Raw genomic sequence first — 12,593 nt, 5'->3', positions numbered from 1 at the left:
GTTCATCTCCCCAGAATGGCGGTGAGGACGCGCCCGAATTCGGCCTCCGGGTCGGAGGCGAGGCCGGCGCTGCGCCAACAGACGTGGTGATCCGGACGGACAAGGATGCACCCGGCATCGCCGATCTCGCGCGCGCGGGCCCAGTCGCCGGTATGGTCCTCGATGGCGCGCCGCGGACCGATGACGTGCGCCCGGATCGGCAGGCCAAGGCTCGCGCCGACCCGTTGGGCGGCTTCAACCCAACCCTCGCCGCCGATGCCGGTCAACAGGGTGAACTGCCCCCGCCCGCATAGGTCGAGCGTCGAGATCTCCCGGCCTTGGCGGTCGAAGACCCAGGCATGCGGCAGGCGCGACCCGGGCCAGGTGGTGAGCTGGGCGTGCAGCTCGGGGTCCTTCTCGAAGGGCGGCTCCGGCTGTCCGTCGGTGACGATGGCAGAGGAGCGGTAGCGCTGGTTCATCTCCACCCCGTGGGCGTCGAACTCGTAGCACTTGTCGGCAATGGCGCGGCGTAGCGCCTCGCGCTGGGTCTCGGCGGCTGGCGTCGCGTCGCAGCGGGCGGCCATGTTGCGCTGGATCTTGTCGGTGTCCACGCCGCCGTCCATGCCCAGCGCCTCGAAGATGGGCCCGAACTCGGCGATGGACTGGTTGGCGCGGGTGACGATCTGCTTGGCTATGGGCGCGCGCTCAGCGGAGTAGGTGTCCAGCAGCGCGGGCGACGCCTGTCCCTTGGCCACCATCCCCAGCTTCCAAGCCAGATTGAACCCGTCCTGGATAGAGGTGTTCGATCCCAGCCCGTTCGACGGTGGATGCCGGTGCGCGGCATCGCCCATGATGAAGACGCGGCCCTTGTGCATGTGTGTCGCGTACATGTTGTTCACGGTCCAGGTGTTTGCGGACAGAAGCTCGATCTGCAGGTCCGGGTCGCCCACGAGCTGCCGCGCCACCTGGGTCGCGAGGGCCTCGTCCACCACCGGGGCGGGCTGGTTGATGTCATAGCCCCAGACGATCAGCCATTCGTTCCAGGGCCGGACCATGCGGACCAAGCCCATGCCGATCCCGCCCACATCCGCGCCGGGCTGCATGACCCAGTAAAGGACCGAGGGCCGGTGCGCGACGTAGCGGCTCAGGTCCGCGCGGAACAGGATGTTCATGGAGCCGCCCACGCCCATCCGCCCCTCGAACGGCAGGCCCGCATGCTCGGCCACGAGTGAGTTGCCGCCGTCCGCGCCCACCAGGAACTTGGACCGCACGGTGAAGGTCCGCCCGTCCAGCCGGTCGCGCAGCGTCGTCGTGACCCCCTGGGCGTCCTGCTCGTGCGAGACGTACTCGGTGCTCATCCGGCTTTGCGTGCCCCGCGCGCAGGCCGTCTTGAACAGGATCGGCTCCATGAAGGTCTGCGGCAGGTCGTTCATCCGGCAGGGCGAGGTCAGGATATGCTCGGCGCGGGACAGCGGGTGCTTGCCCCAGCTCTTCATGCGGCCGATCTCCTCGCCCGCAAGGCTTTCGCAGAAGACGTTCTCTCCCATCAGGTCCTGCGGCGCGGCATGAAGGTAGGCCTCGTCCTCCACCTCGCGGCCAAGGTCGCGCAGCACCTCCATGGTGCGCTGGTTGGTGATGTGCGCGCGCGGCGTGTTGGCCAGCCAACGGTAGCGATTCACCGCCATGTTGGCGACGCCTTGGCTCGACAAGAGCGCGGCGGTGGCAGAGCCCGCCGGGCCGGTGCCGATGATGAGCACGTCGGTGACGATGTCCGCCATCTCTTAACTCCTTGCCTCCTGATCCTCATGGGCCCCCGAAGATGGAGGCTCCTTGCCCACGATTGCCGGTGAGCATCGGCATGGAACAGATCCGTGGATCGTGCCTCTGGTCGGTTGCTGCCGCATCACGGCTCCTGGCCCTGCCAAGCCTGTTGCAGCATCTCGCGCACCCCCTCGCGCGTCACGGGACGAGGGTTCCAGTAAGGATTCTCGACGCTCAGATCGGCTGCCCGATCAAGGTCGGCTTCGGTCAGGCCGAAATCGCGCAGCGACGTGACCCGCGCCGCGACCTGCATCAGCCGGAACAGACCTTTCGGGCCATCGTCTGCTCCCAGGGCCCGGGCGATGGCCGCCATGGCCCTGGGTGCGGCCTCCCGATTGTAGGCCGCCGAATACGGGAGCATGAGGCAGTGAACGTCGGCATGGTTCAGGTCGAAGGTCCCGCCCAGCGTGTGGCAGATCTTGTGATGGATCGCCATGCCGACACTGCCCAGGCAGATTCCGCCCAGCCAAGCGCCGTAAAGGGCCGTCTCATAGGCGTGCGCAGGGTCACCCTCGCCCATGAAGACCGGAACCGACTCGCCCAGGGCGCGGATGGACTCCTCGGCGAACATGTCGATGACGGGATTGGCCTCGCGGGCATAGAGCGCCTCCATCGAATGGGCGATGGCATTGAGCGCGGAAGGTCCCGCAATCTCCCGCGGGAGGGTCGCGAGGAGGTCCGGGTCGTAGATGACCGTCTCGGGCTGGACCTTCGGGTCGGTCAGGGTGGTCTTGCGGCCTGCCTGGGTCTGGCCAAGGATCGGTGTCATCTCGCTCCCGGCAAAGGTGGTCGGCACGACGAGTTGCGGCAGGTCGGTGCGCAGCGCGATGGCCTTGGACAAGCCGATGGTTGAGCCACCCCCGATGGCGAGGCAGCCATTCGCCCCAGCGGACCGGAGCGTCTCCATGGCATCCTCGGTCACTTCGGTCGGGGTATGCTGCGCCGCGCCCGTGTAGACGACCCCCGCCCGCTTCCCGAGCGCAGAGGCGAACTCCTCGGCCACATCGGCCTGGGCTGGCGTCGTGATGATGATGGCCGAGCTGACGCCAAGACGTTCGAGCTCCTCGACCACCTTCGCGCGAGCGCCGCGTTCAAAGATGACGCGCCCAGGACGCCCGGTGTAGACGAACGCTAGCTCTTCGGATCGGGTCATACAGGCACCTTCATTGCAGGTGGGTCAGCCCATCGGGCTCGGTTGCATTGCATCGGCCGTGGCGTCCGGATCCTGGGCATCCCGGCGGATCAGCGCTGCGCGGCACCCTGGAACCATCTGCAGATATCCGAGAGGGGATCTGGCCCATTCCGAAGAGGTCTGTCGGGCGTTGCATCATGTCAGTTCCCGACGAAGCCCTTCCTGGACGACGCGCATCCTGGGCAGGCAATCGGCCACCATGTCGTCAATGCTCGCATGCACCGCGGCCATCCCGAGGTTCATGGCAGCCACCACCTTTCCCCCTTGGGATTCCAGCGGCACCGCGATCGAGCGAAGTCCCATCTCGACCTCCTGATCAATGACGGCGAAGCCATCCCGCCGCACCTCGGCGATGCGTGTCATGATCGCGTCGGGATGGGTCAGCGTCTGCGGCGTTCGGGGCCGAAGCTCCGACGCGTTGATGATCCCTCGCGCTTCCGCTTCGGGCAGAGCCGCAAGCAGGACACGGCCCATGGAGGTGCAATAGGCTGGCAAGCGCGATCCCGGCATCAAACCGATGGACATGACCCGTCGTTGGGAGGCCCGGGCGAGATACACGATCTCGGTGCCGTCGAGGATCGAGACCGATGCCGAATGGCCCACCTGCTGCGAAAGCTGATCCAGCCACGGCTGCACGATCTGTGGCAGCGGCATCGCGGTCAAGGCGCCCATGCCCAGCCGCAGCGCCCGCGCCGTCAATGCGAAGTACTTGCCGTCATGGGTGGCATAACCCTGGCTTACGAGGGTCAGAAGACAACGCCTTGCCGTGGCCCGGTCGTAACCTGTGGCGTTGGCTACATCGGTGATCGACAGCCGCGGCTGATCCGCCCGGAAGCACTCGAGAACCCTCAACCCTTTGGCGAGCGCCCCGACAACATCGCTGGTCGAATCACGTGACATGCCCTCATCATGTTCGCTTATCGAACAAATGTCGATAGGCGAACCGGCCCAGATGCTGGCTAGGATGTTCGGCGCTCGCGCCGCAAGCTCGAAGATGTGGCCGTCAGCTTGGATCGACGGATCTTCCGGTGTCCGCCCTGCATCGTTCGCAGAGCATTCGGTGAGATCGGCCACCCCTGCCCTGCAGGCCTGACGTGCACTTTCAGATGCTCTGCGCTTTCCTCCGGGGTGCGGACGCCGCCACACCGTCCGGACGCGCAGCAACACAGGCCGTGCTGCGCGCCGCCGTCAGGATAACCGTGCGGCATATTGTGGACGCGAAAGAGTATACTCAACTTTGACGGATGCTCCCATTTTTCACTTGGAGGAGACGCTCGGCCCCAGGCGAGGGGGACGAGGCAGCGAAGCAAACGGGACGGGTTCGTCTGGTTGCGGGGCGCCGTCCGCCCCTTGTTTCAGATGTGAACAAGAATGGCCCGGAAATCGGGCTCGGCTGCGCGTCGTCGCGGCGCATCGAAGGGAGGACCCCATGAAACGAGTACTGATGCATGCATCGCTCGCGGCCTTTGCCGCAGCCTGCCCTGCCATCGCGCAACAGACGGCGCAGATGGATGTCGAGAGCGTCGGACGCGGCGCGCCGCTGGCCGCTGACATCGGCGACCACGACGTCGTTGGTCCCGGAAAGGGCGGAACGGTCCTGCGCAACCGCGAAGGCGAGACGCCCGAGACCGTCGTCGCCGCGGCGACGAACGGAGAGGTTCCGGAGGGCGTCGAGCCTCTGGACCGCGACATCTTCACGACGACGGACTTCTATGCCGACCGGGAACTCTGGTCGGATCCCCGCTACTTCCGCTGCAACTCCGGACTGGGACTTGAAGCCCAGCGCGGCGCCTACGGCGGCAACACCATGTTCGAAGGCGACCCGGCCACCGCGGCTTGGGGGTACTGCGATCGCGACTATCCGCGCGAGGCCATCGTGAGCCCCTACCCGTTCACCACGGCGCAGGAGCATTACGAGGCCCTTCTCGCCGAAACCCAAGCCCGCGGCGGCCCGACGGAGCACACCTACGAGACGGTTCCTGGCGAATGGACCGGCCACTACCAGGACCCGCGCACCGGGGAAAACGCCGACAGCTGGTACTGGATGAGGGTGAACCAGATCCCGACGATCCTGTCCCTGCTCACGCCCGAGTACCAGGAACGTGCCGTGCAGGAGCATTTTCATCAGGCCAACAGCGGGGTGTCCCAGTGGCCGTCCCAGTTCTGCTGGCCTGAAGGCTTCATGCGGCGCTTTCACCAGTACTCCGTGTGGGACCATCAGGTCATCGCCACGCCAGACATCGTGCAGGTCATGGCCGGCGTCGCGGACAACTTCGTGACCAACATCTATGTCGGCGCGGAGTTCAATACGGAGGGCGACGTGCCTCGGCTGGGCGAGGACGTCCCCCGCTGGTACGGCGAGACGGTCGGCTTCTGGGACGGCGAGGCGCTGATCACCTGGACCTCGAACATCCAGGGCTGGAAGGTGCACAACGCCTTCGAGTACTCGAACCAGCTCCAGACCATCGAGATCTACACCCCTAATCGCGACGGGCAGGGGAACTTCGTGGGGCTGAACCACGAAACCGTCCTCTACGATCCGGAGGCGCTCGTTGAGCCGATCCGCATCGTCCGCAACCTCGTCAAGGAAAGCGAGGTCAACGACGGCACGCCCTACGTCTTCATCGAATGCGTCCAGACCCTTTTCCCGGACGAGCGCGGGGTCGCCACGCCGCGTTCGCCCGGCGACGTGATCGACTATCGGGTGCCAGACATGTTCGGCCGTCCCTGGGCCCAGACCTGGGCGCGCGTCGAGGAGGAGATGGGCATCGAGGCGCCCGAGGGCGAGGACATGTTCTCCTTCGACTGACGACGTCGCCGGCCGGGCGCTCTTTCCTCCCGACCGGCGTCCGACCTGGCGCAACCGCCGGAAGCGGAGCGCCAGGCCATCCATTCCCATCTGCTGAACACCGGAGGATGACCATGCTTCGGCAAAGCACGAATGTTGCTGTGGCCCTGGCTTCGCTGCTATTCAGCGCAGCGACGCCCACTCTGGCGCAGGAGCCTGCGAGCATCGGACGCGGCTGGCCCGTCGAGCCCTTGGCGACCCAGCCAGTGGGGCCGACGACCATGCTCGGCGGCAAGCCGGCGGCACCGGCCGGAGAGGCCCCCGAAGGGATTGAGCCGCTCCCGGTGGATCTGTTCACGACCGACGACTTCTACGCGGACCGCGACCTTTGGAGCGATCCGCGCTATTTCCGGTGCAACAGCTCGGTGGGCATCGAGAACCAGTGGGGCGCCTACCCCAACTCGCAGCCGATCAACAACGAGGATCCGGCCCAGGCCCCCTGGGGGGACTGCAACGCCGACTACCCGCGCGAGGCCATCGTGAGCCCCTACGGCTTCGCGACGGCGCAGGAGCATTACGAGGCCCTCCTGGCCGAGACCCAGGCGAACGGCGGCCCGACCGAGCACGACCGCAGCAGCTTGCCGGACTGGGACGGACGCTATTCGCTCAACGACTTCGACGTCCTGATCCCCGAAGGTCTGGGGCATGGCGGGCGGACCAACTGGTTCAACATGCACGTCAACCAGGTGCCGACCATCCTGTCTCTCCTGACCGAGGAGTATCAGACCCGCTTCGTCCAGCAGGCCTACCACACCGGCGTGGACTACGCCCATCAATGGCCAGCCTCCTACTGCTGGCCCGAGGGCTACATGCGGCTCTACCAATGGCCAGCGATGATCGAGAACGACTTCATGCTCACGCCCACGCAGGTGCAGATCCTGGGCGGCACGGCGGACAACTTCATCCGCCACATCCAGATCGGCCGTGATTTCAACATGGATGGGGCCGTGCCCCGTCTGGGCGAGGATGTTCCCCGCTGGTACGGCGAGACGATCGGCTTCTGGGACGGCGAGGCGCTCATCACCTGGACCTCGAACATCCAGGGCTGGACCACCCACAATGCCTTCGAGCATTCGAACCAGTTGCAGGTGATCGACGTCTTCACGCCTTGGCTGGACGAAACGGGTGCCTTCCAGGGCCTGAACCAGGAAACCATCCTCTACGACCCCGAGGCCCTGGTCGAACCGGTCCGCATCGTCCGCGACCTCAAGCGCACCGGCGCCCTGAACGAAGTGGACCCGTACGTCTTTGTCGAATGCGTCGCCACCATCTTTCCGGTCGACGGCTATCAGCAGAACGTCCAGCCCGGCAGCACCTTCGTATACGAAGTCCCGGACATATTCGGACGCCCCTGGGCCCGAGTCTGGGAGAAGTATCACGAGGACGGCATGACCCGCCCGGAGGGTGAGGATCTCTTTTCCTTCGACTGAGATGCCGGTCTGCCCTGGCCTGCTCCGGTCCTGCGGACGTCGGCCATCAGGCCGCAACCACGAATGACAAGCGAGGATAACGGATGGCGAACATGCAGAAAGCAAGAGCCCGGCTTCTGGCAGGGGTGACGGTCGGGCTCGTGGCGGCGTGGTCCGTCGCGGCCCAGGATGCCACAGCCGCGCAGGACCTGAAGGACGGACCCGGCGGAGAGGCCGGCGCCATGCACCTGCGCGACGCCGGCTTCATGGTCGTGGGCGGCGACGTCAGCGAGCCCGATGCGGACGGCAACGTGACCGTCTCGAACCAGATGCACGTCGAGTTCTTCCTGCCTGCCGAGCGGCGGTACGACGTGCCGGTTGTCCTTGTTCACGGCGGCGGCGGTCAGGCGATCGACTGGGCAGGAACGCCTGACGGCCGCGACGGCTGGCGCGACTACTTCGTGAATGCGGGATTCGACGTCTATTCGGTGGACCGCCCTGGTTACGGCCGCTCCCCGGCCGCGCCGAGCTATGGCGAGGGCACCCTGGGTCAGGCCCATTCGGGAATCATCGCCGGCCTTGCCCAGTCCGAGAACTGGCCCGGCGGCGAGGTGACCCCCACGAACGAGGCGGTGATCGACTGGCTCAAGACATCCCAGACCACGCCCTATGCCGGCAACGAGATCGCGGCCAAGGATATCAGCCTCCTTCTCGACGAGATCGGTCCCGCGATCCTGATCTCCCATTCCGCAGGGGGACGCAGCACCTACATGGCCGCCGACATGAACCCCGAGAACGTCGTCGGCATCATCGCCTTCGAGGCTTCGGGCTCGAACCCCATCGCCGACGAAGAGATGCGAGCGCACCTGACCTGGGAACCGGCGCTGCCGGCCGACTATGCGCCCGCCGGAACCGAGGCCTGCCCGGCGCAGGCTGAAAGAACCCCGAGCACCCTGCCCAACCTGTCCGGCATTCCCATCGTCCTGGTGGCTTCGGGTATCTTCGTCACCAAGGAGCAGCTCGACTGCAACGCGGCAGCGCTGCAGCAGGCCGGAGCCGAGGTCATGGCCCATCACATGCCCGATGAGGGGTTCCCGGGCGTCGGCCACTTCATGATGGCCGAGACCAACAACGCCGAAACGGCGCAGTTCTTCATCGACCGTGCGGCGGAGCTGGCGCAAGCCGACTGAACCTTTCGCCAAAGACCCTGCCTTCAGGCCCGGGACCCGTCCCGGGCCGAGCCGTTTGGAGCGGGCGCTCAGTGGCCCCAGACCAGCGATCGCTCGTGGCGCTGGATCGCCTCGCTCAGGCTCGCGAACTCGCGGGCGATATGATCCGACATGCGCTGGACGGCGGCGTTCATCGGTGCCGCGGCCGAGGACAGGATCCCGATGATCCGCTTCGGCTGGGGGATGTCGAGCGGGATGATGGCAATCCGGTTCTCATGCCGCATCGAGAACACAACGCTATGAGGAAGGATGGCAAGGGCATCCGTCTTGGTGATGTAGTTGCAGACGCTCATGAGCGACCCCCCGGAATAGCGGATCGCAACCTCGTCGATCCCCAGCGTCAGAAGGATCGAGTGTAGGTCGAGGAGCAGCGGCGACCCCGGCAGCGGCGCGACCCATGGGTAGAAGAGGACATCGGTCGTCGCCAGGATGCGCTTCGCGAGGAGCGGGTGTCTGGATCGCCCCGTGACGACGTTGCGAGCCGGCAAGAGCGGCACGAAATGCAGGTTCTCGCCGGGATCGCTCGTGCCCATCGGGGTGATCGCCAGATCGATCTGGTCGGATTCCAACTGGGCGCTCAGCTCCGAGAAGTGTCCGTAGGACTGGTCCACGCGAACATCCGGATGCTGGACCTGGAAGGAGGCGATCATGCCGGAAATGAACGCGTCCATGAAATACGGCACCCCGCCGATACGGACGACTCCGGTGCTGCCCTGGCGATAGCTCGCGATGTTCTCGGATACCTTGCGGGACGCCCTCAGGATGACCTCGCCGTGCTTGGCGATGAGCTCGCCCAGGGGCGTAGGGCGCAGGGGCCGACGGCCCTTGACGAAGAGCGGCTCGCCCAGGCGGCGTTCGATCATCGCGATCGTGCGCGAGATCGCGGGTTGTGAAAGGCCCAGTTCCCGTGCGGCTTCCGTGACGCCACCATAGGCTACGACCGCTGCGATCTGGACGAGATGACGCTCGTCGAACTTCATGCCAGCCCCACAGGTTATGTCGATCCGGTATAAACGGGTCGATAATAATTATCCTCATCGCGGTCGACCCATCCTAGCCTTCATCGCAAGACAAGGGTTGGGGAGGCCTTTGTGAGCATGAGCAAGCCCTTCCAGACGGCCGGAGGCCTGCCGACGATGCTGCGAAAGCGCATGACGGATGCGCGAAATCCGCGGCTGGCGGCGTTGGTGGGCGAGGCTATCGCCTGTTTCGACCATCTCGCCCAGTCGAACCGGATCTCACGGAGCGAGCTCGCCTCCCTGATCCAGTTCCTGACCGAGGTGGGCTATGCCTGCGACAGCAATCGCCAGGAATGGGTGCTGCTCGCGGATGCCCTGGGCATCACGAGCCTTGTCGAGGCGCTGAATGCCCCACGTCCCGCCGAGGCCACGCCCAACACGATCCAGGGGCCTTTCTACCGGTCCGGGGTCCCGGTCATGGCCCACGGTACGAACATCGCCCAGGTCGCGGCCGGCGTGCCGCTCGACGTCAGCGTGACGATCCGGGATCTCGCGGGCAAGACCGTGACCGGCGCGCTTCTCGAAGTATGGCAGGCGAACCACGAGGGATTGTATGAAAATCAGGACCCCGACAACCAGCCGGACCTCAATCTCCGAGGCGCCTTCCTGACAGGCAAAGATGGCCTTGTGCACTTCCGGACCATCCGTCCAAAGGGCTACTCGCTTCCGTCGGACGGTCCGGTCGGTCGCCTGCTGTCGGCGCTCGGCCTGCCCATGCGCCGTCCCGCTCATCTGCATTTCAGGGTGACGGCGCGCGGCTTCGAGGACCTCGTGACGCATGTCTTCGACGCCGAGGATGCCGCGACCGGGACCGACGCCCTGTTCGCCGAGGACCCTCGGCTGCAGACCCGCTTTCTTCCGGTCGAGGAAACCGGGCCCGGCCTGCGCCTCGACTGGATGCTCGTGCTGACGCCGGAGCGGTGGGAGGCGAAAGGCGATGCCGGGGCGCCCCAGTCGGCTCCGACGCGAAGGCGGGCAAAGTGATCTCAATACGAAGGGAGGAGGACGAAAGATGTCACTCATAGACGGCTATCATCATGTGACGCTGAGCGTGGACGGCGCGCAGGAGGATCACGACTTCTACACCGGCACCTTGGGCATGAAGTCGGTGAAAAAGACGGTGCTCTTCGACGGCACCCTGCCCGTCTACCACCTTTATTACAGCAACGAGACGGGCGATCCGTCCACGGTCGTGACGACCTTCCCGTTCCGCAAGCTGGGCGTCTACGGGCGCCGGGGCACCAACCAGTCCAAGACCATCATGCTGTCGATCCCGAAGGGCAGCGCCGATTTCTGGGTGGAGCGCCTTTCGGCTGCCGGCCGACCGGCAAACAAGGTCGACCGCTTCACCCGCACCCGCATCATGACCGAGCATCCCTGCGGCATTCCCCATGAGCTCGTGGAGACCTCCGAGGCCGAAGACGCCCGCCGGCCGATCGTGTCGGAAGGCATCTCCACGCAGGGGATCAAGGGCATCTACGGCGTGGGGATCGCGGTCTTTGACAAGACCTCGATGGACGACTTCCTGACTGTCGGGCTCAAGATGGAGGGGCGAGGTGATGATGGGGGCGCGCTTCAGTTCTCGTTGCCCACGTCGGGCCCCGGGGGCGCGGTGGAGATCCTTCACGAGCCGAACCAGCCACAAGGCACTTGGACCCTGTCCGGCGGCACCATCCACCACTTGGCGCTGAATACGCTGAACGAAGAGAACCAGCTTGGCCTCAAGGCCCATCTCGAGGGCCTGGGCTTCACCGACGTGTCGGACCAGAAGGACCGCAACTACTTCAAGTCCTGCTACGTCCGCTCGCCTGGCGGGGCGCTGTTCGAGCTCGCCTTCTCCTATGGCGAAGGCTGGGCCAAGGACGAGCCCGCCGATGCCCTGGGCCAGGCCCTGCAGTTCCCGCCGTGGTTCGCCGACCGGAAGGAAGAGATCGCGGCCGGGCTCGAAAAGTACACCTGGTGACATCAGGACGGAGGATGACCTGAGCATGTCCAAGGGTCATTTCGAGAACACCGTGTTCCACGGCGCGGCACCGGCGGATGCGAAGGTCGTCTGCGTCTTTGTCCATGGCCGCACGCAATCGCCTGCGGACATGATGGAGAACGTGATCCAGCATCTCGACGCACCCTCCGTCCGTTTCGTCCTGCCCAAGTCGGATGGCCTGGCGTGGTACGACGTGAAGGCCGTGGATCCGCTGACCGACGCCGGGCGCTCGCAACTCGAGGCTGCGCTCGCGCGGCTATCGCAGACCATTTCATCGGCCGAAGCGGAGAGCCCGGGCGCGCCCCTGGTGCTTGGCGGCTTCTCGCAAGGCGCCTGCCTTTCCGTGGAGTACCTCATGCGGCGCGGTCCTTGGGATGGCGCGGCATGTTTCCTGACGGGCTGCCGGGTCGGTGTCTCTTCGGATGACCGTCCGGTCGCCCGGATCGAGGGGATGCCGATCTATGCAAGCTGCGGCGATCTGGACCCCTGGATCCCGTCCGCCAACCACACCGAGATGTGCCAGATCCTGATCGAACAGGGCGCACGTCTGCGGACGGACATCTTCCCCGGCCGCGATCATTCGGTGACGCAGACGGAAAGAAAGGCGCTCCAGGCCATGCTCGATGCCCTGGTCGCGCAAAGGCCCGTCTTCGCGTTGCAGGAGACGGCAAAGTGAGACCGGGCCCGCAGCCCTCCCAGCCGGCGCTTCGCGTGCCATTGGAGGTCGGCGGCAGCACCTGGCAAGCAGTGGCCGGGAAACAGTGCGGCCACTGGCGGACGAACCCGTAAGCACGCGGGGCAACGATGGTCGGGTCCGAAAAGGGCTCGCGACAAGCACAGAGCGCATCATCGCGCGAGGGGGCTTGGCTGGCTGGGAGGAGCGGCTGGCGGCCTTTGCACATATCGGAGGAGGACTGCCATGACCTTGCCCACCCTGCCCATCCGTGCGTCCTGGGGCCGTGCGTCTTGGGGCCGTGCGTCTTGGGGCCGTGCGTTCTGGGGCCGTGCGTCCTGGGGCCGTGCGTTCTGGGGCCGTGCGTTCTGGGGCCGTGCGTTCTGGGGCGCCGCCGCGCTGGCGGCGGCTCTGGCCGCGCCCGCGCTCGCGCACCATT

Annotated in this window: 11 protein-coding genes; 7 read left to right on the top strand and 4 right to left on the bottom strand. The window is 66.0% G+C overall.

What is annotated here, in order from left to right:
* Positions 1-2 precede the first annotated feature (2 nt).
* The 3 genes from FHG66_RS16980 to FHG66_RS16970 form a co-directional block, all read right to left on the bottom strand.
* The gene (locus tag FHG66_RS16980; RefSeq protein ID WP_139078243.1) at positions 3-1,757 is read right to left on the bottom strand and encodes an FAD-dependent oxidoreductase; all 1,755 of its coding nucleotides are present in this window, start codon (positions 1,755-1,757) and stop codon (positions 3-5) included.
* Between the two features lie 125 nt (positions 1,758-1,882).
* On the bottom strand, positions 1,883-2,953 hold the full coding sequence (locus FHG66_RS16975; protein WP_139078242.1) for a maleylacetate reductase: 1,071 nt from the start codon (positions 2,951-2,953) through the stop codon (positions 1,883-1,885).
* A gap of 174 nt (positions 2,954-3,127) precedes the next feature.
* Complete coding sequence (locus FHG66_RS16970) at positions 3,128-3,892, bottom strand: IclR family transcriptional regulator domain-containing protein (RefSeq protein ID WP_139078241.1); 765 nt, start codon at positions 3,890-3,892, stop codon at positions 3,128-3,130.
* A gap of 529 nt (positions 3,893-4,421) precedes the next feature.
* Here FHG66_RS16970 and FHG66_RS16965 point away from each other — a divergent pair.
* From FHG66_RS16965 to FHG66_RS16955, 3 genes are all read left to right on the top strand, one after another.
* Positions 4,422-5,801, top strand: a complete 1,380-nt coding sequence (locus FHG66_RS16965; RefSeq protein WP_218013889.1) for a hypothetical protein — start codon at positions 4,422-4,424, stop codon at positions 5,799-5,801.
* A gap of 113 nt (positions 5,802-5,914) precedes the next feature.
* Entirely contained in the window at positions 5,915-7,270 is a 1,356-nt protein-coding gene (locus FHG66_RS16960) for a hypothetical protein (RefSeq protein ID WP_139078240.1), read from the top strand.
* Between the two features lie 92 nt (positions 7,271-7,362).
* A complete protein-coding gene (locus FHG66_RS16955) occupies positions 7,363-8,439 on the top strand; it encodes an alpha/beta fold hydrolase (RefSeq protein ID WP_176556312.1) in 1,077 nt (358 codons plus the stop codon).
* Between the two features lie 68 nt (positions 8,440-8,507).
* Here FHG66_RS16955 and FHG66_RS16950 read toward each other — a convergent pair whose 3' ends face one another.
* Complete coding sequence (locus FHG66_RS16950; RefSeq protein WP_139078238.1) at positions 8,508-9,458, bottom strand: LysR family transcriptional regulator; 951 nt, start codon at positions 9,456-9,458, stop codon at positions 8,508-8,510.
* A gap of 117 nt (positions 9,459-9,575) precedes the next feature.
* Here FHG66_RS16950 and FHG66_RS16945 point away from each other — a divergent pair, with 117 nt between their 5' ends.
* From FHG66_RS16945 to FHG66_RS21700, 4 genes are all read left to right on the top strand, one after another.
* Positions 9,576-10,481: a dioxygenase family protein gene (locus FHG66_RS16945; protein WP_139078237.1), complete on the top strand. Its 906-nt coding sequence runs from the start codon at positions 9,576-9,578 to the stop codon at positions 10,479-10,481.
* Positions 10,482-10,509: 28 nt separating this feature from the next.
* Complete coding sequence (locus FHG66_RS16940; RefSeq protein WP_139078236.1) at positions 10,510-11,460, top strand: VOC family protein; 951 nt, start codon at positions 10,510-10,512, stop codon at positions 11,458-11,460.
* Between the two features lie 25 nt (positions 11,461-11,485).
* Entirely contained in the window at positions 11,486-12,157 is a 672-nt protein-coding gene (locus FHG66_RS16935) for an alpha/beta hydrolase (RefSeq protein WP_176556311.1), read from the top strand.
* 243 nt (positions 12,158-12,400) lie between these two features.
* Positions 12,401-12,593: hypothetical protein (locus FHG66_RS21700; RefSeq protein WP_218013888.1), on the top strand; the 193-nt coding region annotated here is incomplete at its 3' end.

Origin of the sequence: Rubellimicrobium rubrum, from assembly GCF_006152115.1 — a bacterium.
In the GTDB taxonomy this organism is placed as follows: Bacteria; Pseudomonadota; Alphaproteobacteria; order Rhodobacterales; family Rhodobacteraceae; genus Rubellimicrobium; species Rubellimicrobium rubrum.
This window is presented reverse-complemented; position numbering and strand designations above follow the sequence as displayed.